The 24,289-nt window shown below is 73.1% G+C and carries 17 protein-coding genes; 5 read left to right on the top strand and 12 right to left on the bottom strand.

The window, feature by feature from the left end; genetic code table 11:
- Positions 1–3 precede the first annotated feature (3 nt).
- Entirely contained in the window at positions 4–1,029 is a 1,026-nt protein-coding gene (locus tag ACZ7OY_RS19835) for a Gfo/Idh/MocA family protein (RefSeq protein WP_471912545.1), read from the top strand.
- Here ACZ7OY_RS19835 and ACZ7OY_RS19840 read toward each other — a convergent pair.
- Positions 1,019–3,043 carry a phosphocholine-specific phospholipase C gene (locus tag ACZ7OY_RS19840; RefSeq protein ID WP_471912546.1) on the bottom strand — a complete coding sequence of 675 codons (2,025 nt, stop codon included), beginning with the start codon at positions 3,041–3,043 and terminating at the stop codon, positions 1,019–1,021. The genes ACZ7OY_RS19835 and ACZ7OY_RS19840 overlap by 11 nt on opposite strands.
- 138 nt (positions 3,044–3,181) lie before the next feature.
- Positions 3,182–3,595 carry an SsgA family sporulation/cell division regulator gene (locus tag ACZ7OY_RS19845; RefSeq protein WP_384734370.1) on the bottom strand — a complete coding sequence of 138 codons (414 nt, stop codon included), beginning with the start codon at positions 3,593–3,595 and terminating at the stop codon, positions 3,182–3,184.
- Between the two features lie 412 nt (positions 3,596–4,007).
- Here ACZ7OY_RS19845 and ACZ7OY_RS19850 point away from each other — a divergent pair, with 412 nt between their 5' ends.
- On the top strand, positions 4,008–5,435 hold the full coding sequence (locus ACZ7OY_RS19850) for a PP2C family protein-serine/threonine phosphatase (protein WP_471912547.1): 1,428 nt from the start codon (positions 4,008–4,010) through the stop codon (positions 5,433–5,435).
- 209 nt (positions 5,436–5,644) lie between these two features.
- Here the strand turns inward: ACZ7OY_RS19850 and ACZ7OY_RS19855 are convergent, their stop codons facing one another.
- Complete coding sequence (locus ACZ7OY_RS19855; protein WP_471912548.1) at positions 5,645–7,135, bottom strand: DNA-binding protein NsdB; 1,491 nt, start codon at positions 7,133–7,135, stop codon at positions 5,645–5,647.
- A gap of 233 nt (positions 7,136–7,368) precedes the next feature.
- Between ACZ7OY_RS19855 and ACZ7OY_RS19860 the strand changes: the two genes are divergently transcribed.
- Positions 7,369–8,511: an aminoglycoside phosphotransferase family protein gene (locus tag ACZ7OY_RS19860; RefSeq protein WP_471912549.1), complete on the top strand. Its 1,143-nt coding sequence runs from the start codon at positions 7,369–7,371 to the stop codon at positions 8,509–8,511.
- Positions 8,512–8,779: 268 nt separating this feature from the next.
- A complete protein-coding gene (locus tag ACZ7OY_RS19865; RefSeq protein WP_471912550.1) occupies positions 8,780–10,762 on the top strand; it encodes an N-acetylmuramoyl-L-alanine amidase in 1,983 nt (660 codons plus the stop codon).
- 59 nt (positions 10,763–10,821) lie between these two features.
- Here the strand turns inward: ACZ7OY_RS19865 and ACZ7OY_RS19870 are convergent, their stop codons facing one another.
- The 8 genes from ACZ7OY_RS19870 to ACZ7OY_RS19905 form a co-directional block, all read right to left on the bottom strand.
- Entirely contained in the window at positions 10,822–11,319 is a 498-nt protein-coding gene (locus ACZ7OY_RS19870; RefSeq protein WP_351606116.1) for a hypothetical protein, read from the bottom strand.
- Between the two features lie 202 nt (positions 11,320–11,521).
- Positions 11,522–14,413 (bottom strand): ATP-binding protein, encoded by a 2,892-nt coding sequence (locus ACZ7OY_RS19875; RefSeq protein ID WP_471912551.1) that lies wholly within the window; start codon positions 14,411–14,413, stop codon positions 11,522–11,524.
- Between the two features lie 658 nt (positions 14,414–15,071).
- A complete protein-coding gene (locus ACZ7OY_RS19880; RefSeq protein ID WP_471912552.1) occupies positions 15,072–15,971 on the bottom strand; it encodes a universal stress protein in 900 nt (299 codons plus the stop codon).
- A gap of 129 nt (positions 15,972–16,100) precedes the next feature.
- A complete protein-coding gene (locus tag ACZ7OY_RS19885) occupies positions 16,101–16,343 on the bottom strand; it encodes a DUF397 domain-containing protein (RefSeq protein WP_351606108.1) in 243 nt (80 codons plus the stop codon).
- 119 nt (positions 16,344–16,462) lie between these two features.
- A complete protein-coding gene (locus tag ACZ7OY_RS19890; protein WP_152892456.1) occupies positions 16,463–17,629 on the bottom strand; it encodes a thiolase domain-containing protein in 1,167 nt (388 codons plus the stop codon).
- Positions 17,626–18,696: a thiolase domain-containing protein gene (locus ACZ7OY_RS19895; protein WP_471912553.1), complete on the bottom strand. Its 1,071-nt coding sequence runs from the start codon at positions 18,694–18,696 to the stop codon at positions 17,626–17,628. Before ACZ7OY_RS19895 ends, ACZ7OY_RS19890 begins: the two co-directional genes overlap by 4 nt.
- On the bottom strand, positions 18,693–19,646 hold the full coding sequence (locus ACZ7OY_RS19900) for a Zn-ribbon domain-containing OB-fold protein (protein WP_471912554.1): 954 nt from the start codon (positions 19,644–19,646) through the stop codon (positions 18,693–18,695). Before ACZ7OY_RS19900 ends, ACZ7OY_RS19895 begins: the two co-directional genes overlap by 4 nt.
- 136 nt (positions 19,647–19,782) lie before the next feature.
- Entirely contained in the window at positions 19,783–20,583 is an 801-nt protein-coding gene (locus ACZ7OY_RS19905; protein WP_471912555.1) for a crotonase/enoyl-CoA hydratase family protein, read from the bottom strand.
- Positions 20,584–20,758: 175 nt separating this feature from the next.
- Between ACZ7OY_RS19905 and ACZ7OY_RS19910 the strand changes: the two genes are divergently transcribed.
- Positions 20,759–22,384 carry an acyl-CoA synthetase gene (locus tag ACZ7OY_RS19910; protein ID WP_471912556.1) on the top strand — a complete coding sequence of 542 codons (1,626 nt, stop codon included), beginning with the start codon at positions 20,759–20,761 and terminating at the stop codon, positions 22,382–22,384.
- A gap of 18 nt (positions 22,385–22,402) precedes the next feature.
- Here ACZ7OY_RS19910 and ACZ7OY_RS19915 read toward each other — a convergent pair whose 3' ends face one another.
- Positions 22,403–24,223, bottom strand: coding sequence for a hypothetical protein (locus ACZ7OY_RS19915; protein WP_471912557.1), 1,821 nt, complete (start codon positions 24,221–24,223; stop codon positions 22,403–22,405).
- Positions 24,224–24,289: the final 66 nt, after the last annotated feature.

Below are 24,289 nucleotides of genomic sequence, written 5' to 3' on the forward strand. Positions count from 1 at the left end.
GACGTGTCCGACCTGCTGGGGGTAGCTGTTCTGGGAGCCGGCCACATGGGGGCCGACCACATACGACGTCTCGCTCACGTGGTGAGCGGCGCGCGGGTGGCCGCCGTCGCCGATCCCGACGCGGGACGGGCCAAGGAGGCGGTCGCCGGACTCGACGGCGTCGCGGTGCACACCGAGGCGGAGGCCGCGCTCTCGGCGCCGGGCGTCGACGCCGTACTGATCGCGTCGCCGGGTCCGGCCCACGAGGAGGCCCTGCTGGCGGCCTTCGCCCGCGGTCTGCCGGTGCTGTGCGAGAAGCCGATGGTGCCGGGGTCCGCGGGGGCGCTGCGGGTGGTCGAGGCGGAGGCGCGGCTGGGCCGCCGGCTCGCCCAGGTCGGGTTCATGCGCCGCTACGACGCCGAGTACCGGCGGCTGAAGTCCCTGCTGGACAGCGGGCGGCTGGGGCGGCCGCTGATGCTGCACTGCACCCACCGCAACGTCTCCTCGCCGCCCGGCTTCACCAGCGCCATGCTGATCGACAGTTCCGTGTCGCACGAGATCGACGCGGCCCGCTGGCTGCTGGACCAGGAGCTGACCGCGGTGAGCGTGTTCCGGCCCCGGCCCGGCTCGGGTGCCCCCGAGGGCCTGCTGGACCCGCAGTTCGTGCTCTTCGAGACGGCCGGGGGCGCGCTGGTCGACGTGGAGGTCTTCGTCAACTGCGGCTTCGGCTACCAGGTGCGCTGCGAGGCGGTCTGCGAGGAGGGCAGCGCCCGCATCGGCGAGGAGCACGCCATGGCCGTGACGGCGGCGGGCGCCGCGAGCCGTCAGGTGCCGCTGGACTACCTCGTGCGGTTCGCGGACGCCTACGACCGTGAGGTGCAGGCCTGGGTCGACGCGACCCGGCGGGGCCGGGTCACCGGGGCGAGCGTCTGGGACGGCTACGCCGCCTCCGTCGTCGCCGAGGCCGGGGTCCGGGCGCTGGAGAGCGGCGGCCGGGTGGCCGTCGAGCTGGCCCCGCGCCCGGACCTGTACGGGGACGTCAGCCGCTGACGCTGGGGGCGCCGGTCTCCAGGTGGCCGGTGAACCGGCGCGACCAGGTGGTGTCGGAGTCGACGGTGACCGTGAGGTCGTACCAGCCGTTCTGGTGGGCGACCACGTTGAAGAAGTCCTCCGTCGACCCGCCCGCCGCGACCCGGTAGGTCCACGGACCGTCGTCGCGGTAGTGGTTGGCGGTGATGGTGAACGTGACCGCGGCGGCGGCCGAGTTGGTCATCCGCAGCCAGAGGGCCTCGCGGCCCGTGCCGGACTCCACGGCGTAACGCGCGCTCACCTCCGCCGACTTGCCGGCCCTGGTCGCATCGCCCTGGAACCGGCGCAGGAAGCGGTTGGGGCCGAGCATGGTCAGGTCGTACTTGCCGTCGCCGTACCCCGCGCCGATGTTGAAGGAGTCGGTCGCGGTGGCGCCCGCGTCGACGGTGTACTGCCAGGGTGTGGTGTCACGGTAGGCGTTGGGGTGGATCGAGAAGTGCGCCGCCCGGGTCGCGGGGGCGCCCTGGTTGGCCATGGTGAACCAGGCGAGGATCCGGCCGCTCGCGCCGAACTCCAGCCGGTCGAGCTGGCCGCCGGGCTGGTGGGGCAGCGCCCTGGCGGGCCTGGTGCCGGGCTCCTGGGCGGGCGGCGCGTTGGTGGTGGGCACCGGGTTGGGCAGCGGCCCGCACGTGGCGAAGCCGATGACGCTCGTGGCGGGCAGGTCCACCGCGCCGTACACCGGGGCGGCGAAGTCGAAGACGCCGGTGAGGTCGCCGCTGACCCTGCGGCGCCAGGCGCTGATGTTGGGGCAGGCGGCGGGCTTGCCCAGGGCCGTCGTCCAGGCCTCCAGGAAGCGCAGTACCGAGGTGTGCTCGAAGACCTCGGAGGAGACCCAGCCGCCGCGGGTCCAGGGCGAGATCACGATCATGGGGACGCGGAAGCCGAATCCGTACGGGACCCCGTTGAGGAACTCGCCGGCGGTGCCGGCGGGCGGGGCCGGGGGCGGCACATGGTCGAAGAAGCCGTCGTTCTCGTCGTAGTTGAGGAACAGGACGGTGGAGTCGAGGACGTCCGGGTCCGCGGCCAGTGCCCGGTAGACGAGGTCGACGAAGTGGGCGCCGTCGCCGGGCGGGGCGTAGGGGTGCTCGGAGAAGGCCTGGTTGGGGACCACCCAGGAGACCTGGGGCAGCGTGCCCGCGACCACGTCCGCCCTGATGGCGGCGGCGATGTCGTCGGGGGTCGAGCCGGTGGCCCTCGGCACGGAGGACATGCCCCGGTCGTACAGCGGGTCGCCCGCCCTGGCCGCGGCGAACTTCTTGAAGTACGCGCAGCCGTTGTCCCCGTAGTTGTCCCGGGCGTTCTGGTAGACCCGCCAGGTCACCCCGGCGGCCTGGAGTGCCTCGGCGTAGTTCTGCCAGGTCAGCCCGGACTCGTCGCCGCCGTCGTAGCTGGCCGCGTCCACCTTGCCGCTCCACAGGTAGGTGCGGTTGGGGCCGGTCGCGCTGAGCGTGGAGCAGAAGTAGGCGTCGCAGACGGTGTAGTTGTCGGCGAGCGCGTAGTGGAAGGGGATGTCGGCGCGGTCCAGGTGGCCGAGGGAGCGTACATTGCCCACGCCGGAGACCCACTTGTCCATCCGGCCCTTGTTCCAGGCCGCGTGCTGCGAGGACCAGGAGTGCGGCAGTTCCCCGTTGCACTGCGCGAGGGTCTCGCCGTCCGCACCTCCGGCCGCGGGGGTGGCGCTCAGCCGCCACGGGTACTGGCGGCCGGAGCCGTTCGGCTGGTCGAAGACGCCGTGGCCGCCGGCCAGGGTGATGCCGCTGCGGTCGTCGAAGCCGCGCACTCCGCGCAGGCGTCCGAAGTAGTGGTCGAAGCTGCGGTTCTCCTGCATGAGGATCACCACGTGGCGTACGTCCGAGATCGTGCCGGTGGCCGCCGCCCCGGCCGCGGCGGCCGTCCGGGGGCCCGTGCCGGTCGCGATGCCCGCCGCCATGGAAGCGCCCAGTCCCACGAAACCTCTTCGGCTGATCGGTGTCATTCGCCCCGCCCTCGTCAGCGGAGTGCCCGTGCGGCACACCGCCGCAAGGCTGCACGGGGCAGTCGTCGAGCTCCCTGCCCGCGCGGCGAGGCGCAGGTGAATAGCAGTCAAATGCGCTGCCTGAGCGGCGACTTGAGTTCAGGCGGTGGGGAAGAGCGCCCTCAGCCCCTCGTCGACGGCGGCGGCGAGATCCTCCTCGCCGGGCGCCACGACCGCATAGGTGCGCACCAGGAAGCGGCGCAGCGCCGGGGTGTCGAACTGGAGCAGCGCCATCCCGTGGGGGGAGTGGAACTCCAGGACGGTACGGGACCCCCCGCACGGCCAGATGTGCACGTCGCCGCCGCCGGCCGGGCCCTGGAGGCCGGCCTCCAGCAGCGTACGGCCGAAGGTCCAGGTGGCTCCCGCGCCGTCGAGGGAGACCTCGGGCGGGAAGTCGACATGGACGGCGAGCGGGTCGGCGGCGGTGTAGCGGAAGGTGGCGGGAACGGGAAGTTCCCGCTGCTCCGCGGTGATCAGGCGGCCGTGGCTGGGCTGCTCGACGGTGACGTCCATGGTCGTTCTCCCCCGGATGGTTGGCTGGCCGCTCGGCCGGATCGCGGTTCTTGTCTTTACGACCCCGTAGGGGGCCTTCGCATTACGCGAAGACGGTAACAATTTGATGTGACCTGCATCACTGAATAGGCGATGTGGTCATTCTTAGAACAAAGAGGCGTCGAACACACGAATGAACACGGCCCGAAGACCCCGTCGATCCGCCAAGGCACGTACCCCGTCTACGACTTGCCCCTTCGGACCACGTACGTCAATCACCCCGCCCCACCGCGCCATAAAGACGCTGACATATGCCAGAAGCACCACCGGATCGGGTGTTGCCGAATCCCTTACACGGAGTCGCGGGCTGTGCAACAGTCGTAACGGTCCTTCCGTCAGCCTTGGTCGTACCGTTCCCGCATCGGAGTGCGTCATGCCGTCCCCTCGCTCTGCGGACCGCCCCGCCGCGCAGCCGCCCGGACGCGGTTCGGTCGACGCGCTGATATCGCAGGCGCGACGGCTCAAGGGCGAGGTGGACGCCGTACGGCGCGACGCGCCGGGCGACGGGTCGCAGCCCGAGGAACGCTGGCAGCGCGCTCTGTACGATCTGGCGCTGCATCAACTCGACGACCTGGACGCGCACTTGGCACAGCTGCGGGACGGCCCGTCGGCGCCGCCCGCGCCCTGGACGGCACCCGCGCCGCCGCCCGCACCCGCCGCACCGTGCACCGGCTCCCTGCTCAGCCGGGTCGGCAGCGCCGAGTGGAACCTGCTGACCGACGAGGCCAGCTGGTCGGGCGAGCTGTTCGCGATCCTCGGCCGGGACCCGGCCGCTCCCCCGCTCACTCTCGACGAACTGCCCTCCCTGGTGCTCGACGAGGACCGCGCGCTGCTGACCGCCATGGTCACCGACTGCCTCGTCGACGCCCGGCCCATCGACGGCGAGTTCCGCATCACGCGCCCGGACGGCGGGCTGCGCACCGTGCACATGATGGGCGAGCCCGTCCTCGACGCCGACGGCGGCACCGTCTCCATGTGGGCGGTTCTGCGCGACGTCAGCGAACTGCGGCGCACCCAGCGGGCGGTGACCGAGTCCCAGGACTCGCTGCGGCACCACCAGCACCGGGCCCAGACCGAGCACCGGCTCGCGGTCGAACTCCAGGAGGCCGTACTGCCCCCGTGGCGCGGCGCCCTGCGCCTGCCGCACCAGGGACCGCGCGCGCTGGACCTGGCCGCCCACTACCTGCCGGCCTCGACGAGCACACTGATCGGCGGCGACTGGTACGACGCGCTGGAACTGTCCGACGGGGAGACCCTGCTGAGCGTCGGCGACCTCACCGGACACGGCCCCACCGTCACCTCCGGCATGGCGATGCTCCTCGGCGCCCTGCGCGGCATGGCGATGGCCGGCACCGGACCCGCCCAACTGATGGCACTGCTGAACCAGTTGATCGACGCCACCGTCCAGCCGGCCCTCGGTAGCGCGGTCTGCTGCCGCTACCGCCCGGACACCCGCACCCTGGTGTGGGCGCAGGCCGGACACCCCGCCCCGCTGCTGTACCGCGACGGGACGGGGCGCAGGCTCGACTCCCCGGACGGCGTGCTGCTCGGCGCCACCTCGGGCGCCGTCTACGGACAGGCCGAAGTGACGCTCCAGGTGGGCGACCTGCTCCTGCTGCACACCGACGGACTGGTCCCCGGGCGCAGCCGGGACACAGCCGTGGACCGACTCCTCGACCTGGCCCCGCGCTTCGGCGAGGCACGCACCGCGCAGGACTGTGTACGGATGGTCGTGGAGGAGTTCGGCGGGGCCGAGCGGCAGGACGACGCGTGTGTGCTCCTGGCCCGCGTGGCCTCGTGATCGGCCGGCTGTCACCGGCAGTGATCGTCCGGCTGTCACCGGTCGTGGTCGTACAGCTGTCGTCGGCTGTGGCCGTACAGCTGTCGTCGTCGGTCGTGGTCGCATAGTCGTCGTCGGTCGGGCCCGCGGTCGGCACCGGTCGAGCCGGTGGGCCGTCGGTGCTCTGCCGTCGCCTCCGTACGGCTCACGACAGCGGCCGTACGCAGCCCTCAGGCTCGCGCGCTGCCACTGCGCTTCACCGTCTTCGGCAGCGCCTGCCGGATCTCCTCACGCAGTTCGCTGATCCTCGGATAGCCGGCGTACTCCGCGGTGAGCCGGTACATCTCGCGCAGCCGGTCCCAGGTGCGGTGCGAGGAGTTCGAGCCCATCGACACCAGCGCGAGCCGGGCGTAGCGGTCGGCCTGTTCGGGGTCGTCCGCGATGAAGCAGGCGGAGGCCATCGACAGGAAGTCGAAGATCTTCGACCGCTGCCGTCCGTCGACCCGCAGGGCCAGGGCCTTCTCCGCGTAGTGCTGGGCGTGCACGGCCGCTGCCGGATCGTGCTCGGCCAGCGTGCGGTAGGCCAGGGCCTGCATGCCGTACAGGTCCTCCTCCTTGAACGTCTGCATCCAGTCCGGTGTCTCCCGGTCCGCCCGGTCGGAGACGAAGAGGTCCTCCGCCTGCCCGAGGGTGCGGCGCATCGCCTGCCCCTTGCCCATCGACGCCTGCGCCCAGGCCTCCACGGTGTCGAGCATCGCCCGGGTGCGCGGCAGCACCTCGTCGCCCGCACCGGACTTGGCGAGGCTCATCAGGTCCAACGCGTCGCCGGGCCGCCCCAGATGCACCATCTGGCGGGCCGCCCTGGACAGCGCCTCCCCGGCGCGCGGCCGGTCACCGCCCTCGCGGGCGGCATGGGCGGCGATGAGGAAGTACTTCTGGGCCGTGGGCTCCAGACCGACGTCGTGCGACATCCAGCCCGCGAGGACGGCGAGGTTGGCGGCGACGCCCCACAGGCGTCGCTGGAGATGCGGAGGATGGTGGTAGGCGAGCATGCCTCCCACCTCGTTGAGCTGGCCCACCACGGCCTTGCGTTGCAGGCCGCCGCCGCGGGCCGCGTCCCAGGCCCGGAACACCTCGACGGAACGCTCCAGTTCCTCGACCTCCTGCGCCCCGATGGGCGCGGCCTCGTAGCGGTCGAACCCGGCGGGATCGGCGTGCAGGGGCTGGTCGTACCGGGGAGCGTCGGCGGTCAGGGTCGGATCGGTGTGCAGCCAGTCGTACATGGCGCTGCTGAGGGCGGATCCGGCGGCGAGCGCGGCACCCGCGCCCACCAAGCCGCGTCGGTTGAGCATGAGGTCCATTCCCGTGAATTCGGTGAGGACCGCGGCAGTCCGCTCGGGCGCCCACGGCACACCGTCGGGATGCTCCGCATTCCCGGCGCCCTGCCGCTTCCCCGCACGCCCGTGCCGGACCAGACCTAGGTCCTCTATGGTCACGACACGGCCGAGTCGCTCGGTGAACAGGGCCGCCAGCACTCGCGGCACCGGATCACGCGGGATCTCTCCCATGTCGATCCACCGCCGCACCCGTGAGGTGTCGGTCGACAGTTGGGGGTGGCCCATGGCCGCCGCCTGCCGGTTGACCAGCCTCGCGAGTTCGCCCTTGGACCAGCCGGCCAGGCCGAACAGGTCCGAAAGACGGGTGTTGGGTTCTCCGCTCACGTCAAGCCCCCAGGTTCTCGGCTGAGTTGAATGTAGCCCGGTGAGAGTTGCCGGGCGACTATTCGCCAGGCTTCGCCAGGGTGCGCCAGATGGTGTGCCACGGGGCGACGGGTGTCAGGTAGGAACGCGCCACCCCGACCCGGTCGCCGAGGGACATTCCCCAGGGTGCACCCGGGCGGCCGGGCCGGGCAGCGCACTGACGTCGCAGGCACACGAAGGGATCTGTTTCGCCCATGTACGCAGCATCGTCCTCCGTGTCCGCCCCGCCCCGGCTCCTGCACCCCCGCCCGGGCGGCAGCGGCCCCTACCTCGACCCCGCGCGGTCGACCGCGGCCCCCGTCATCGGTACGGGCCGGCCGCGGCGGGCCCCGGGCGTCGGTACGCAACCGCTCAGCGGGAGACTCGACTTGTCCGGACCGCAGGGCGCCCAGCTGCGCGCGGCGATCGCGTCGGTGCACCGGATCTGCCCGGAGTTCAGCCCGGTGCAGGTGCTGCGCCGAAGCGGCCGCTCGGTCCTGCTCGTCGGTACGACGGGACGCAGCACGGCCGTCGCCAAGTGCTTACTCGACCACTCGCCCGTATGGGCCGAGCGATACCGCCACGAAATAGCTGCGTACCGCACGTTCGTCCGGCAGCGCCCCCCGGTGCGGGTGCCGAGACTGATCGCGGCGGACCCGGACAACTGCACCCTGGTGATCGAACGGATGCCCGGCCGGGTGGCGGCCCTCCAGCGGCACCCCGCCGAGGCTCCGCCCCGTACCGACATCCGGGCGGCCCTCGGCGCGATCTGCCGGCTCAACGCCTGGCGTCCGCCGGCGGGGACCTTCGACGCACCGCTGGACTACGCGGCCCGCATCTCCCGCGACCACGAGCTGGGGCTGCTCACCGACCGGGACATGGGCGACCTCCAGAAGCTGCTGCACGGCATCGCGCTCTCCGCGGGCCGGCAGGGCATGGGCCAGTTCTGCCACGGCGACGCCCTGCTCTCGAACATCCTGCTCTCACCGGCCGGTCCAGTGCTGGTGGACTGGGAGCACGCGGGCTGGTACCTCCCGGGCTACGACCTGGCGACGCTGTGGTCGGTGCTCGGGGACGCACCGGCGGCCCGTCGGCAGATCAGCCAGATCGCCCAGTCGGCGGGACCGGCGTCACGGGACGCGTTCCTGGTGAACCTGATGCTCGTCCTGACCCGCGAGATCCGTACCTACGAGACCGCCGTGCAGCGTTCGCTGAACGAGGCGGCCCCGGCCGCACCGAACACGGCCGCCGCGAATGCCGCGCCGTCCGGCGAGGAACAGCGGCTGCTGCTGCGGCGGCTGCACGACGACTGCCAGCTGGCCCGCCGGGCCGTACGCGCGGCGGTCGGCACCCGCTGACAGCGATGACGGTCCGCGGCGCGTGTCCGACCGACGACGCACACCGCGGACCTCGTCCTACCCACCGACTGCCGTCCCGCACGGCCATTGGTGTACTCCACTGACGCCCCGCAGGCCCGCGAGCCGTCGCCACGAAACTTGCCGCCCCCCTGCTGACATGGGAAATCGCCTCCCTCTGGGCATGATTGACGGATCGTCGGAGAGCCGGTACCACTGACACGCCCGGCCCCGCACGTCTCATCGCGCCCGATCGCCCCAGGAGGCCGCATTGCCCGGAAACGCCACCGCCCCCGACCGAACCACCGGGCGCAGACACGCCCGCGCAGCCGCGGGCACCGTGGCCTGCGCGGCCCTGCTGCTGCCCCTGCTCGGCGCCGCTCCGTCCGTCGGCGCCACGGACCCGACGGACGGCCTCCAGCAGGCGTTCGCCGACGCGGCCGCCGCCTACCACGTACCGCAGAGCGTCCTGCTCGGCGTCTCCTACCTCCAGTCCCGCTGGGACACGCACGACGGAGCGCCGAGCGTCACCGGCGGCTACGGCCCGATGCATCTCACGGACGCCCGCACCGCCCTCGCGCAGGCCTCGCACCACAGCGACGGCACGGAGGACGCGCGCGGCGACAGCGCCCGTCCCGCCAAGGCCCCCACCACCGGGGTCCGCACCTCCGAGGTACCGCGCGACGCACAGCTCCCCGACCGCCTCAAGACGCTGCCCAGGGCCGCCGAGCTGACCGGCCTGAGCGCCGAGGCCCTGCGCACCGACCCCGCCGCCAACGTGACCGGCGGTGCCGCGCTGCTCGCCGCCGCCCAGCGGGGCCTGGGCGAGCCGCTGAGCGCCGATCCGGCCGACTGGTACGGCGCGGTCGCCCGGTTCTCCGGCGCGGACGACACAGCCACGGCGGCGGCGTACGCGAACGACGTGTACGACGTGCTGCACACCGGCGAGGAGCGCACCACCGACGCCGGCCAGCGGGTCGCCCTGGCCGCGCAGCCGGACCTCGCGCCCGACACCGGACAGCTGGCCCGCACGGGCCTGCGCACGGTCTCCGCCGACGGCACGGAGTGCCCGAAGACGGTGTCCTGCGAGTGGATCCCGGCACCGTACGCGGAGTTCGGCGACAACGACTACGGCAACCACGACCTGGGCGACCGCCCGGCGTCGCAGAGCATCAGGTACATCGTCATCCACGACACCGAGGGCGCCTGGGACGGGACCATCAGCCTCGTCCAGGACCCGACCTATGTGTCGTGGAACTACACACTGCGCTCCACCGACGGCCACATCGCCCAGCACGTCAAGGCGAAGGACGTGGCCTGGCACGCGGGCAACTGGTACATCAACGCCAAGTCGATCGGCCTGGAGCACGAGGGCTTCCTCGCCGCGCCGGACACCTGGTACACGGAGGCCATGTACCGCTCGTCGGCCCGCCTGGTGAAGTACCTGGCCACGAAGTACGGCATCCCGCTGGACCGGCAGCACATCCTCGGTCACGACACCGTGCCCGGCCCGACCACGGCGACCGTGCCCGGTATGCACACCGACCCCGGGCCCTACTGGGACTGGCGCCACTACTTCGAGCTCCTTGACCACCCCTTCAAGCGCACCGCGAAGAAGGACGGCGGCCTGGTGACGATCCTCCCCCGCTACACGGCCAACCAGCCGGTGTACACGGGCTGTGTGACCAAGGGCGTGCCCTGCGACGCCCACGGCTCCAGTGCGGTGCGGCTGTACTCCGACCACGACACGGGTTCCGCGCTGATCAAGGACATCGGTCTGGGGACGGCACCGACGGACAACGTGAACGACCTGTCCTCGCGGGCGTCGACCGGCCAGCGGTACGCGGTCGCCGACCACTGGGGCGACTGGACGGCGATCTGGTTCCTGGGCCAGAAGGCCTGGTTCCAGAACCCGAAGAAACAGCCGACCGCGGTGGACGCGTCCGGGCTCGTGATCACGCCGAAGGCGGGCCTCGACAGTATCCCCGTCTACGGGCGTGCCTACCCGGAGAAGGAGGCGTACCCGGCGGGGGTCCCGGCCCAGACGGTGTCACCGTTGCCGTACCGGATCCCGGCGGGCCAGCGGTACGCGGCCGGCGAGAAGGTGCCGGGCGAGTACTTCTACGCGGTCACCTTCGCCACCGACTCGCACAAGGTGGTCGTCGGCAAGGACCAGTACTACGAGATCCAGTACGGCCACCGGGTGGAGTTCGTGCGCGCCGCGGACGTCGACGCCGTACCGTCGTCCCACTGACGGACGCCGGGGCCCGACCGGTGCCGGCGTGACCGGTGCCGGTCGGCCCTGCCGGGTGGTCAGCCCTGCTGGAAAAGCTCCGCCGGGAGCGGCTTCAGCAGGGCGTACAGGTCGTCGGTGATGGGGCGGTCCCAGGCGGCGATGGTCACCAGGACGTTGTCGCTGCGGTCGAACTGCACACAGGAGATGCGGCCCTCGGACAGCTTCAGCCGACGCACGATCAGCAGGTTGTCGCCCTGCATCACGGGCATGTCCTCGGTGCCGACGACGGTCACCTCCTCGTCGTTCTCCAGCGCCAGCAGAAGCTGGGCCACCTCGAAGGGGATCTCGCCCTCGGCGACCTCGCGGGCCGGGGAGCCCTCGGGCAGATTGCCGATGATCATCGCGGGGCCGCGACCGCCGAAGAGGTCGTAGCGCAGGAAGACGCCCTGACAGCTGCCGTCGGGGGCGGGCAGCAGGCCCGCGCCCAGATTGCCGGGCCAGTCGCCCGGGTCCATGGCCAGGACGTCGAAGTCGGGCCCGGCGGGAGTGGCGCTGCGGCGGCGGAGGAACGACATGCCGCCATGGTACGTGCCCGCGCGTGTTCGGCGACGTGTGGGCGGACCGTTGTCCATGGCGGCGCCGCGGTCCGCGGGGGTGCGTGGGGCGCGACGCAGGCCTCGACGGCCGGGCGGCCGCGCCGACGGGGCCGGCCCGTCCCGCGGTCGGCGGGGCCCGTGGATCTCCGCCCGCCGTGATCCGTTCGGGTGCCGGCCGGTGTCAGTCCGGAAGGTGGTCGGCCAGGGCCGTCGGCAGTCCCGTACGGTCCGTGCCGATCTTGCGGCAGACCGCCGACAGCAGACGTACGACGGTCGGCTCGTCGGTGTCCAGTTCGGCGGCGATCTCGGTGTCGCTGCGACCCCGGGCCGCCAGTGCGGCCGCGGTGCGTTCACGCGCGGTGAGCGTGTCGGTCTCGTCGGTGTGCAGTCGGCGCGGGCGCAGCCCGGCGGCGGCCAGTCCGTCGCGGGCGGTCCGGACGAGTCCGTCGGCGCCGCACTGCGCCGCGGTCTCCAGGCCCCGGTAGAGGTGGTCGGCGGCCTCCTCGGCGCGGCCGGCGCGGTGCAGTTCGGTGCCCAGGGAGACCAGTGCGCAGGCGAGCTCGTAGGCGGCCGGGGAGCGCTCCAGGTGGGAGACCGACTCCTCCAGGTGCTTGATGCGGACGGAGCCCGAGGAGACCTCGGCGGCGGCACGCAGTGCCTGGCCGATCGTGGAGGGGGCGCCGAACTGGCGGGCGCGGGCGAGCGCTTCGTGAGCGATGGCCACGGCGCGTTCGGGGTCGTCGTGGGCCACGGCGCGGGCGAGATGGAGCTGCCAGGGGCACCAGGCCGGGTTGCGGATGCCGCGCGGGTCGAGGCGGCGGCCCGCGGCGGACAGCTCGGCCGCCGCCTCCTCGGTCAGCCCGCGGGCGAGCAGCAGCTCGCCGTACACGGTCTGGGCGTCGGGGAAGACGACGGCCGCCGGGAAGGGCGCCGAGAAGCAGTGGAGGTCGGCGACCTGCGTGGCCTCGGCGACCCGGCCGCGGGCGATCAGCACCTCGATGAGGGTGCCGACCGCGTACCAGTGGGCGGGGGTGCCGGGACCGACGCGTTCGGCCAGCCGCAGCCCGGCACGGACGAAGTCCTCGGCCTCGGCGAGCCGGCCGCGCCGGTGGCGTACGTAGCCGAGGATCGTGTAGGCGAAGGAGAGGTGGGCGCCGCGCCAGCCCTGGCGTTCGAAATCGGCGATGCCCGCGGCGAAGAGTTCCTCGGTGCGGCCCGGACGGTCGGCGTACATGTAGGCGAGGGCGACCAGGACGGGCACTTCGAAGCCGCGGTCGGGTTCGGCCCAGCCGAGGCCGCCGGCGAGGGCGCGCTCGGCGTGGTGGAAGGCGACCTGGGCGGGCTCGCCGCGCTGGATGGCGTCCCAGGTGCGCAGGCCGATGATGTACCGCTCGGTGAGGTCACGGCCCTTGAGCCGGTCGGCGAGCCGGGCGAGACGGCGGGAGCGGGCGGGGTGGTCGGGTTCGTCGGCGCGGAAGGCGTTCCACATGAACTCCTCGGAGGCCATGCGCAGTTTGACCCGGGCGTCGTGGGTGACGCGGATCGCGCCGGCCAGGGTGTCGCAGGCCTCGGCGAGCCGGTCGCTGTGGGCGAGGACCTGGGAGAGGCGGTAGACGATGTGGTGGCGCAGTTCGGGGTCGGCGATGGGCTCTTCGAGGGCGGCGCGCAGGTGGTTGACGGTGGTCGCCGGTTCGGTGAGCAGGGAGGCACAGCCCAGCTCGTACAGGATGGCGGCCCGGTCGGCAGCGGCCGGGGGTTCGCGCAGGGCGCGGGCCAGGTAGCTGCGGGCGGCGTCGGGGGCGCCGGCCCTGAGGGTCTCGCCGGCGGCGGCGCGCAGCTGCTGGACGACCCAGGGGTCGCCCTCGGGGTGGGTCTCCAGGAGGTGGCGGGCGGCGGCCGCGGGGCCGAGCCCGGCGTCGACGACGCACCAGGCGGCCTGGCCGTGCAGGGCGACCCGGAAACCGGCGGAGATGTTGCGGTAGACGGAGGTGGCGATGAGGGGGTGGACGAACTCCAGGGTGCTCTCGCCGGTCAGGACGCGCGCTTCGCGCAGGGCGTCGGCGGCGTCGGCGGCCTCCTCGTGGCCGAGCCCGGCGACGGCGGCGGCGAGGTCCAGGGGGATCTCGGTGCCGAGCACGGCGCACGCCCAGGCGAAGCGGACGGTGGAGCTGCCGAGCCGTTCGATGCGGGAGATCAGGCCGCTGCCCTTGGCGGCGGCCGCGAGGTCGCGCAGCAGATGGGCGCCGTCCTCGGTCGGGTTGAGCCCACGGTCGCGCACCTTGGCGGTCAGCTCGACGGTCTCGAACGGGTTGCCCGCGGTGACGGCCCAGCACTCGTGGCAGAACGCGTCGTCGGCGTGGCCGCCGACCGCCTCGCGGACCAGGCCGGCGACGGCGGCGGCGCTCAACGGCTCCAGGTCGAGCGGGCGTCCGCCGGCCCGTCCGGGCAGGCGGCGGAACGACTCTGCATGCTCGGGGAGTTCGTCGGGCCGGTAGGCGACGACGACCAGGAGCGGGAGTTCCTCGGCGCGCGGGGCGAACGCGGCCAGCCAGCCCAGGGATTCGGGGTCGGCCCAGTGCGCGTCGTCGAGCAGGAGGACCATCGGGGCGCGCTGGACGGCGAGATGGGTGAGCACCCAGTCGAGTCCGTCGCGCAGGCCCTGGAGGTCGGGCGGGGCGCCTTCGGTCGGGGCGCAGATGCCGAGCGCGGGTCCGACGATGTCGTACCAACTGCCCAGCGAGGAACGCAGTTCGGTCTCCGCCGTGCCCGCGAACTGCGGTTGGAGCAGTTGCCGGGCGACGTGGAAGGCGACGCGCTGTTCCTGGTCCCCGCCCCGGGCGGAGAGCACGGTGCAGCCGCGGGCGACGGCTCGGCGGCGGACCTCGGCGAGGAGGGTGGTCTTGCCGATGCCCGCGTGCCCGGCGACGGCGAGCAGCGCGCCGCGCGGCCGGTCGGACGGTTCGGCGCCGTCCGCGCGCAGGCCGGTCAGCTCGCGCAACGCCTCGTCGACGGCGGCGAGTTCGCTCTCACGCTCGTAGATCGTCCTGCTGCCGCGCGCGAAGTACTGCCCCATGGTTGCACCCCCTGTCACGATGATCCGCCCGCGCGGGGGTGCGGGCGCACATCGTGACCTACAGGCAGCTCAGCGTACGCCTTGCGGGGCGGGTACGACCCGCCCTTGAGCTTTACCCGTGGAAGTCTTCGCGGCGTCCTTCCGGTGTCGCGCGGGGCGGTGTACAGGGGCGGCCCGGCCGCCTCTTCCGAGCCCTCGGTCCGAGCCGGTGGCGGGCCCGGCGCGACGGCCGTCGGGGAGAGTGTCGGGGGAGGCCGTGGGCAGGGTGCGGGCGAGGTCGGGCGGTGCGCCGAGCGCGGCCGACGGCCGGTCCGGCGTCCGGGCCTCCGTACGGGGCAGGCCCGGACGCCGGGACGGCACTCGTACGGGGCAGGCCCGGACGCCGGGACGGCACTCGTACGGGGCAGGGCGAACGTCAGCCCGACACCCGTACGGGGCAAGGTCGAACGTACGTGTGCGGAACGGGCCGAGCGGGACCGGCCGCAAGACCCGCCGCAAGGCCGGTCTCCCGGACCCGCCGCAAGGCCGGTCTCCAGGCCGGTCTCCAGGCCGGTCTCCAGGCCGGTCTCCAGGCCGGTCTCCAGGCCGGTCTCCAGGCCGGTCTCCAGGCCGGTCTCCAGGCCGGTTCCGTTCGCCGGACCGGCGGGGGCGGTCCGCGTCACTCCTCCGCGGGGGCGGGCGGCACCACCGCGATGGGGCTCGCCGCGTGCAGCAGGACGGCGTGGGTGACGGAGCCCAGCAGGTGGCCGGGCTTGAGGAGACGGCGGCGGTGGCGGCCCACGACCAGGAGGTCGGCGTCCTTGGAGGCCGCGACGAGGTGCCCCGCCGCGTCGCCGGGCGGCACGTACGCCTCGGCCGCGACATCGGGATGCCGTTCGCGGTGCGGGGCGAGGAAGCCCTCCGCGAGGGTGCGCGTCTCGCTCTCCACCGCCCCCTGTTCGACCACCGGCGGGAGGATCTCGCCGGGCGCCCCCCAGATCTGGATCGGCCATGTGTAGGCGGCGACCAGCTGGAGCCGGGCCGAGCGCAGCGCCGCCTCGGCGAAGGCGAAGGCGAGGGTGGCGTCGTCGGGGGCGTCCACGTTCAGGCCGGCGACCACGCGGGGCCCGGGTCCGGCGGGCGGCGCGTCGTCGACCTGGCGGTCGGGCCGCGGCACCACGACGACCGGGCAGGCCGCGTCCCGGGCGGCGGCCAGCCCGTTGGAGCCGAGCAGCAGACTGGCGAAGCCGCCGCGGCCCCGGGAGCCGAGCACCAGGAGCTGGGCGGCCGAGCCCAGTTCGGGCAGTGTGGCGCCGGTGGCGCCGTCGACGGCGACGTACTCCGTCTCCGGCAGGTCGGCGCGCCCGGCCAGGAGTTCCCGGACCTGGCTCAGAACGGGGTCCTCCGCCGTCGGCGGGGCGGCCACCGGGACGGCGGCCGGCATCCAGGCGGCGAACTCCCGCACATGGACCACCTTCAGCAGTGCCGCTCGCCTGCGGGCCGCGTCGAGGGCCCACTCCAGGGCGCGCATGCTGTCGTCCGAGCCGTCGACCGCCGCGATGACCGGCAGGGCGCTCATGGTTCCTCACCTCCGGAATACGACCTTCCCGTTCCTGGGGTCAGCCTGGCTCAGGCATCGGCCCCAGGACGGCGTACCAGGTCGCGTGTCCGGAAAAACGGGTGCGACACGCCCGGATCGGCCCGCGGTTCAGGTGAGGTCGAACTCCCCTTCCCGAGCGCCGGAGACGAACGCGCCCCACTCCGCCGGTGTGAAGATCAGGGAAGGGCTCTCCGGGCGGCCGCTGTTGCGCATGGCGATGAATCCCTCGACAAAAGCGATCTGAACATCCCCTCGGCCTCGGCTGCTGGACTGCCACTCGGCGTTGCTGAGGTCCAGCTCCGGCTTGTCCCAGCCCGCGAGCGGCTGCATCTGGATGGTGCTCTCGGCCACGTCCGTGCTCCTCCCGGTTCGTCGTCCGCGGGCCAGCCTAGCGACCGGTTCCCACGGCCGACAGGCCACGTGAGAGGGACCTTCGGGGCACCTGTCCCCCGATGCCCGGGGGCCCCTTCTCAGGCGTCCGGGGGTTGCGCCCCCACCAGCCACATGGAGAAGAACTGGGATCCGCCCCCGTAGGCGTGCCCGAGCACTCTGCGGGCCCGGTCGACCTGGTGTTCCCCGGCCTGGCCGCGTACCTGGAGGGCCGCCTCGGCGAAGCGGATCATGCCGGAGGCGCCGATGGGGTTGGCGGACAGCACCCCGCCCGACATGTTCACCGGAAGGTCGCCGTCCAGTTCGGTCACGCCCGCCTCGGTGAGCTTCCAGCCGCCGCCCTCCTCGGCGAAGCCGAGGTTCTCCAGCCACATGGGCTCGTACCAGGAGAACGGTACGTACATCTCGACGGCGTCGATGTCGCGGCGCGGGTCGGCGATGCCGGCCTGCCGGTACACGTCGGCGGCGCAGTCCCGGCCGGCCCGTGGGGAGACGAAGTCCTTGCCGGCGAAGAGGGTGGGCTCGCTGCGCATGGCGCCGCCGAGCATCCAGGCGGGCGGCCGGGGTGCGCGGGCCGCGCCGGCCCGGTCGGTGAGGACCATCGCGCAGGCGCCGTCGGAGGACGGGCAGGTCTCCGAGTAGCGGACGGGGTCCCACAGCATCGGCGAGGCCTGGACCTTCGCCAGCGTGATGTCGTGCTCGTGGAGATGGGCGTACGGGTTCTTCAGCGCGTTGCGCCGGTCCTTGTAGGCGACCAGGGAGCCGACCGTGTCGGGGGCTCCGCTGCGGCGCATGTACGCCCGTACGTGCGGTGCGAAGAACCCGCCCGCCCCGGCCAGCAGGGGCTGCTGGAACGGGATCGGCAGGGACAGGCCCCACATGGCGTTCGACTCGGACTGCTTCTCGAAGGCCAGGGTGAGCACGGTGCCGTGCACGCGGGCCGCGACCAGGTTCGCGGCGACCAGCGCCGTGGACCCGCCGACCGAGCCCGCTGTGTGCACCCGCAGCATCGGCTTGCCGACCGCGCCGAGCGCGTCGGCGAGGTACAGCTCGGGCATCATCACGCCCTCGAAGAAGTCGGGCGCCTTGCCGATGACGACGGCGTCGATGTCGGCCCAGGTCAGCTCCGCGTCGGCGAGCGCGCGCAGGGCGGCCTCGCGGACCAGTCCGGCGATCGACACGTCCCGGCGGGCCGCCACGTGCTTGGTCTGGCCGATCCCGACGACGGCCACGGGCTCCTTGCTCATCGCGGATCCCCTTCGAGTACGGCGACCAGGTTCTGTTGCAGACAGGGGCCGGAGGTGGCGTGGGCGAGCGCCCGGTCGGACTCCCCCCGGTGGACGGCGGCGGCGGCCTCGCCGATGCGGATCAGTCCGGCGGCCATCATCGGGTTGGCGGCGAGCGCCCCGCCGGAGGGGTTGACGCGTACCCGGTCGTCGAGCCGCAGTGCCTTGCGCAGCACCACCTCCTGCGAGGTGAACGGGGCGTGCAGCTCCGCGGTGTCGACGGGGGCTTCGAAGGCCCCGGCGTGTTCGGCGGCGAGCCGGGCGGAGGGCGAGTCGGTCAGGTCGCGCACGCCCAGGCCGTGTGCCTCGATGCGGTGGTCAATGCCGCGGATCCAGGCGGGCCGCGCGCACAGCTGCCGGGCCCGCTCCCCCGCGGCGAGGATCACGGCGGCGGCGCCGTCCCCGACGGGCGGGCAGTCCCCGGTGCGCAGCGGACGTACGGTGTGCCCGCCGTGCGGCACCGGGCCGCGCAGCTGGGCGTGCGGGTTGGCGCCGGCGGAGGTCCTGCTGCGGGCGGCGACGGCGGCGAGCGCGGACTCGTCGGTGTCACCGGCGTCGATGAGTGCCTGTGCCTGGAGCGCGGCCAGGGCCACGGAGTCCGGCCACAGCGGCGCGACGTAGTACGGGTCGAGCTGCCGGGTCAGCACATCGCGCAGCGAGCCGGGCGAGGACTTGCCGTACGAGTAGACCAGTGCGGTGTCGGCGTCCCCGGTGAGCAGTTTGGTCCATGCCTCGTACAGGGCCCACGCGCCGTCCGTCTCGACGTGCGACTCGGAGATCGGCGGCCAGGCGCCGACGCCGTCGAGGGCGAGGGTGAAGGAGAAGGCGCGGCCGGCCAGGTAGTCGCAGGAGCCGGAGCAGGTGAAGTCGATGTCGGCGGTCTTCAGGCCGGTCCGGTCCAGCACCTCGTGCAGGACGGGCATGAGCATCTCCACCTCGGAGAGCTCGTCGGTGGTACGCCGGTGATCGGTCTGGGCGAAGGCGACGACGGCGATCTCGCGGCCCCCGGGGGCTTGTGCGCGCGTCACAGCAGCTCCTTGTAGGTGTCGTAGTCCGCGTCGGGTTCGCCGGTGGGCCGGTAGTGGTCGGGGAAGCGGGCGTCGGGCGTCCACACCGGTTCGACCCGCAGACCCATGCGCACCTGGTCGTAGGGGATGCCGCCGACCCGGCCGTGCAGCGCGAGGTCGGCGCCGTCGAGGGCGATGTGGGCGTAGACGTAGGGCACTTCGATGTCGAGGTTCTTGGCCTTGATGTTGACGATGCAGAAGGTGGTGACGGTGCCGCGCGGGCCCACCTCCACCCGCTCGACGGTGGCGACGCCGCAGGTGGGGCAGGCGCCCCGGGGCGGGACGTACACCTTCCGGCAGGACGGGCAGCGCTCGCCGACGGTCCGCCGCCCGCCGAGCGCGTCGAGGTAGGCGGCCTGGGCGCGGCCGGGCGTGTAGGTGTAGTCGAGGCGGGCCGGGGCGACGATGCCGGTGACCGCGTCCTCGAACTCCCCGCCGTGCGGCACCGGTTGCGTGCCCGCCTCCTCGGCTGGTCCGTCGTACGGCTCGAAGCAGGCGATGTCGGTGATGGCGCCGGTGCGTTCGGCGGCCCAGCGGACCCGGACCCGCATGCCGGTGCGCACGGCGTCCGGGCCGGGGGCGTCCAGGGCGTGCAGCAGGGCGGTGTCGGCGCCGTCCGGGCGGACCAGGACCCAGGCGAAGGGGGTGGCGAGGGGCTGGCCGCGGCGGGGTTCGTGGTTCCAGGCCCAGGTGGTGACCGTGCCGGTGGCGCCGACCTCGACGAGGTCACGTATCTCGTCGGCGGTGACGGGGTCGTACTCGACGGGCGGCACGAGGACGCGGCCGTCGGCCGTGCGCACCCCGAGGACCACGCGTTCGCGCAGTCCGGTCAGGAAGGCGCTCTGCACCGGACCGAGGGAGCGGGTGAAGGGGAACTCGACGGCGAGCGGGGCTTTGAGGACTTCGGGCATGGCGGCTCTCTCTCCTCGGCGGGGCCGGGCGCGCGGGTCGGACGCGGCGCAGGTCGGCTGCGCGGGTCAGGCGTGCAGGTCGCGCAGATCGGCTGCGTGGGTCAGGCGTGCAGGTCGCGCAGGTCGGACGCGCTGGTCAGGCGCGCTTGTAGACGGGCGGTCGTTTCTCCGCGAAGGCGCGGGCGCCTTCCCTGGCGTCGGCGGTGTCGAACACCGGCCAGCCGCGCTTGAGTTCGGCCGCGAGCCCGTCGCTCTCGGTCATCTCGGCGGTCTCGTACACCGAGGCCTTGACGGCCTCCACGGCGAGCGGGCCGCAGGAGTTGACCAGTTCGGCGATCTCCAGCGCCTTCGCCAGGGCGGTGCCGTCGGGGACGACGTGTCCGATCAGGCCGATGGCGGCCGCCTCCGGGGCGGTGTAGGGGCGGCCGGTGAGCAGCATCTCCAGGGCGTGGGTACGCGGGATCTGCCGTTGCAGCCGGACCGTGGAGCCGCCGATCGGGAACAGGCCCCGCCTGACCTCGAAGAGCCCGAAGGTCGCGGACTCGCCGGCCACCCGGATGTCGGTGCCCTGGAGGATCTCCGTGCCGCCCGCGACGCAGTACCCCTCGACGGCCGCGATCACCGGCTTGCGCGGGCGGTGGTGGCGCAGCATCGCCTTCCAGTGCAGGTCGGGGTCGGCGGTGAGCCGGTCGCGGTGGCGCTCACCGTCCATCCCCTGCCCGGCCAGGGCCTTGAGGTCCATCCCGGCGCAGAAGGAGCCGCCCGCACCGGTGAGCACCACCGAGCGGACGGTGTCGTCCTCGTCGGCCTCGACCCAGCCGTCGTACAGGCCGACGAGCATCCCCAGCGAGAGCGCGTTCCTGGCGTCCGGCCGGTTGAGCGTGAGCACGAGTGTGGCACCCTCGCGCCGCACGGTGAGGTGTTCCGTCCCACCCATCGCCCATCTCCCCTCTCGAGAACGAGAACAGGTTGCAGGAGCGGAGGAGGCACTTCAAGGGTTTTCTGACAGGTAGTCAGATTTCTTGACGCGAACCCTTCCCTGTTGCCCCGCCCTTTGCTCTGATGACCGGCGAACCGTCGGATGCCAGACACCCCCGGGGTCAGGAGGAACGGTGGAGTACAACCTTGCCGACCTGTTCGAGTCGGTCGTCGACGTGGTGCCGGACCGCGAGGCACTGGTCTACATCGACCACCCCGGCACGGGCACGGAACGCCGGCTGACCTATGCGGAGCTGGACGCTGCGGCCAACCGGGTCGCCCACCACCTCGACGGCGCCGGGATCCGCCCCGGCGAGCACCTCGGACTGCACCTCTACAACGGCGTCGAGTACCTCCAGACGGTCCTCGGGTGTCTCAAGGCACGGATCGTGCCGGTGAACGTCAACTACCGGTACGTGGAGGAGGAACTGACCTACCTCTACCGGGACGCCGACCTGGTGGCACTGGTCTTCGACGCGGAGTTCACCGACCGGGTGGCGGCCGCGCTGCCCCGGGCGCCGGGGCTGCGGCACCTGCTGCGGGTCGGGTCACCGGCGGACGGAGCGCCCGCCACGGACCCGGCGGCCGTGCCGTTCGGCGAGGCGGAGGCCGCGGGCGACCCCGGCCGCGGGTTCTCGGCCCGGTCGGGCGACGACCAGTTCATCATCTACACCGGCGGCACCACGGGCCTGCCCAAGGGCGTGATGTGGCGCCAGGAGGATCTGTTCTTCGCCGGGCTCGGCGGCGGGGCGCCGACCGGCGAGCCGGTGCGCGCACCGCACGAGCTCGCGGAGCGCGTGGCCGCGGGCGGCGCGGGCATCACGTTCTTCCCCACCCCGCCGCTCATGCACGGCACCTCCACCCTGACCGCGTTCATCGGCTTCAACTTCGGCCAACGCATCGTGCTGCACCGCAAGTTCGTGCCCGAGGAGGTGCTGCGGACCGTCGAGCGGGAACGGGTCACCAGCATGTCGCTGGTCGGCGACGCGATGCTGCGCCCGCTCATCGACGCGCTCGCCGGGCCCATGAAGGGCACCGACTGCTCGGCGCTGTTCAGCGTCTCCTCGTCGGGCGCGATCATGTCGGACACCGTGCGCAGACAGTTCACCGAACTGGTCCCGAACGCCATGCTGCTGAACAACTTCGGCTCCTCCGAGTCCGGCTTCAACGGCACGGCGACAGCGGACTCGGGACCCGAGCGCGGCTTCCGCATCCGCGTCAACTCCCGTACCCAGGTGGTGGATCCGGCGACGTACGAGCCGATCGCCGCCGGTGGGACCGGCCGGGTCGCGCAGTGCGGGCACGTGCCGCTCGGCTACTACAACGACCCGCGGAAAACCGCCGAGACCTTCTTCGAGAAGGACGGCGAACGGTGGGTGCTGCTGGGCGACATGGCGACCGTCGACGAGGAGGGCGTGGTCACCGTGCTCGGCCGCGGCTCGCAGTGCATCAACACCGGTGGCGAGAAGGTGTACCCGGAGGAGGTCGAGCAGGCGCTGAAGTCCCACCCGGACGTGTACGACGCCCTGGTGGCCGGGGTGCCGGACGTGCGCTGGGGCAGCCATGTGGCGGCCGTGGTGCAGTTGCGCGCGGGCGCGCGGCGGCCGTCCCTGGAGGACATCCAGACCCACTGCCGCGCCCACCTCGCCGGATACAAGATCCCGCGCCAGCTGGTGATCACCGACACCGTCCGTCGCTCCCCGAGCGGCAAGGCGGACTACCGCTGGGCACGCGAGGTGGCGGTGGCCGAGGACCGGTGATGGGACGAGGGCGGTCGGTCAGGTGCTGCCGGGCCAGGGGAACCCGAGTTCTTCGGCACGCTCACGGCTGCCACCGCACACCTGGGCGTAGGACTTCGGGTCGTCCTCGGCCAGTCGCCGCAGCGCGGCGGCGGCCTGTGCTTCGGGCGGGGTGCCGTCGTCCGGGATGACCCAGCGGAACTGAAGGGGACTGTCGGCTCGTTCCGGTCGGCCGGAGGCCGTCCCCGGCACGTGCCAGAAGGTGACCACGGCGGTGTCGGGGTCGTCGAAGCCGCTGCTGATCCAACCACGGCTCGCATCCCATCGGCCCAGCAGGTCCGGTTCCCCGATCAGCCCCGTCTTGATCAGACGGGCGACGGTGAGAGCCCGCCAGGACCAGGCGTCGTCGGTCTCCGCCCTGGCGATCTCCGCGTCGTAGGCGGAGGCGTCGAACCGGTGGGCGGGCGGTTCGGCCCCGGGCCCGCGGGAGCCCGTCATGGTCTGCCGCCAGTTCTCCCAGACGACTTGGTCCGCTTCTCGCCGGATGGTGACGTAGAGGGCACCGCAGCATCCCTCCGTGCAGTCGGCCTCCGCGAGTTGCACCTCCCGAGGCTCCTCCCCCGCCCGCAGCCGGCCTTCGTCCAGCAGATGCTCGGGGCCGTGGGCGCGACCACGGCCGAAGACGGCCGGGACCACCGGACGGCCGTCGATGAGCACACGTGTCTCGACGGGTTCTCGGTCCGCGGGGTCACCGGTCACCACCTCGATGCGGAACCCGTCGGGCGTGGCCGGTCGCCTGAACGGCCGTCGTCCGGTGCGGCGGATCCAGTCGGCTCGCCGCCGCTGCGCCGCCTCGCCGCCGGTGGCACCCGCCGATGTCCACCGGGGCTCGGCCGACAGCCGTCCGAGCGATTCCCGCAGTGCCGCGCGCCGCCCGGGCGGCCAGTCCAGCAGCACGCCGGTGCCGCTGCTCAGGTCCAGGGCGAGCGACAGCAGCATGGCCGCGTTGTCGAGCGTGGGCGGCAGCAGACCGGCTCGGCCGGCGACGCTGTCGTACACGCGGAGCGCGTCGCGGTAGGCGAGGAGGTCGGTCGGGTCGTCGCGCGAGCACCCCATCCGCACGAGCAGCCGGCCCGCGCGGGCGAGCAGGCGGGTGTCGGCGGGGTGGTCGTCGAGCAGACCGGGCAGCCGGGACGCCTCCGCGATCCGGCGGGCGACCGTGCCGTCGGCGAAGAGCGGTGCGTCGGGCAGCGCGATCAGCTCCGTTCGTACGGCCTGCCGGTCGTCCGTCCACAGGGCGCGGACGAGGGGCTGCAGTTCGTCGCGACGGACGCCGACCGCGAGCCACAGGACGGCGGCGGACCGGCGATCGAGGATGTCGAGCGCGTGGACCGCTGGGCCGGTGAGATCACGCAACAGGCCGAGAACGGAGAGATACGGGACGTCCTCGGGCTCGCCGACGCGGCGCAGCAGGGCGATGCCGACGGTGACGGTGAGCACCGTGGTGCCGGTCCGCACCAGCCGCCGTCCCAGGGTGCGGGCCGCGTCCACCTGTTCGGCCGGCAGGGGCAGCCCGCCCACGGCGGCCTTGATCAGGTGCCGGTGGCGGTCCCGGATGCCGACCCGTTCGAAGCGGCTGTGCAGCGTGGCGGGTTCGTCCGGAAGCGGGCTGAGCGCTCCCCGGATGGCACGCAGCGCCTCCTGCCGGGAGAGCGGGTCCTCGTCCGTTGCGGTCCTCCGGGGCAGGGAGTAGCCGCGCCGGGGCGGGAACCCGTCGGCGGCCTCGCGCAGCAGACGCAGGACATGGTCGTGCAGAGCGGTCGGAGGAGTGAGCGCGCTGCGCTCTTCCCGGGCGCTCACCGGGTGGAGCGGTACTCGATTCCGTAGGTCATGGGCGAAGCCTGCCAGGCGGTCGGCACCCTGTCG

The sequence above is a fragment of the Streptomyces sp. NPDC107559 genome, assembly GCF_055657365.1.

Bases quoted from the DNA above. Each gene is read 5' to 3' on its own strand.
- ACZ7OY_RS19845 (WP_384734370.1), bottom strand. From the start codon at position 3,595: ATGGACGTCACCGTCGAGCAGCCCAGCCACGGCCGCCTGATCACCGCG.
- ACZ7OY_RS19890 (WP_152892456.1), bottom strand. From the start codon at position 17,629: ATGAGCAAGGAGCCCGTGGCCGTCGTCGGGATCGGCCAGACCAAGCAC.
- ACZ7OY_RS19850 (WP_471912547.1), top strand. From the start codon at position 4,008: ATGCCGTCCCCTCGCTCTGCGGACCGCCCCGCCGCGCAGCCGCCCGGA.
- ACZ7OY_RS19870 (WP_351606116.1), bottom strand. From the start codon at position 11,319: ATGTCGTTCCTCCGCCGCCGCAGCGCCACTCCCGCCGGGCCCGACTTC.
- ACZ7OY_RS19880 (WP_471912552.1), bottom strand. From the start codon at position 15,971: ATGAGCGCCCTGCCGGTCATCGCGGCGGTCGACGGCTCGGACGACAGC.
- ACZ7OY_RS19905 (WP_471912555.1), bottom strand. From the start codon at position 20,583: ATGGGTGGGACGGAACACCTCACCGTGCGGCGCGAGGGTGCCACACTC.
- ACZ7OY_RS19840 (WP_471912546.1), bottom strand. From the start codon at position 3,043: ATGACACCGATCAGCCGAAGAGGTTTCGTGGGACTGGGCGCTTCCATG.
- ACZ7OY_RS19875 (WP_471912551.1), bottom strand. From the start codon at position 14,413: ATGGGGCAGTACTTCGCGCGCGGCAGCAGGACGATCTACGAGCGTGAG.
- ACZ7OY_RS19860 (WP_471912549.1), top strand. From the start codon at position 7,369: ATGTACGCAGCATCGTCCTCCGTGTCCGCCCCGCCCCGGCTCCTGCAC.
- ACZ7OY_RS19900 (WP_471912554.1), bottom strand. From the start codon at position 19,646: ATGCCCGAAGTCCTCAAAGCCCCGCTCGCCGTCGAGTTCCCCTTCACC.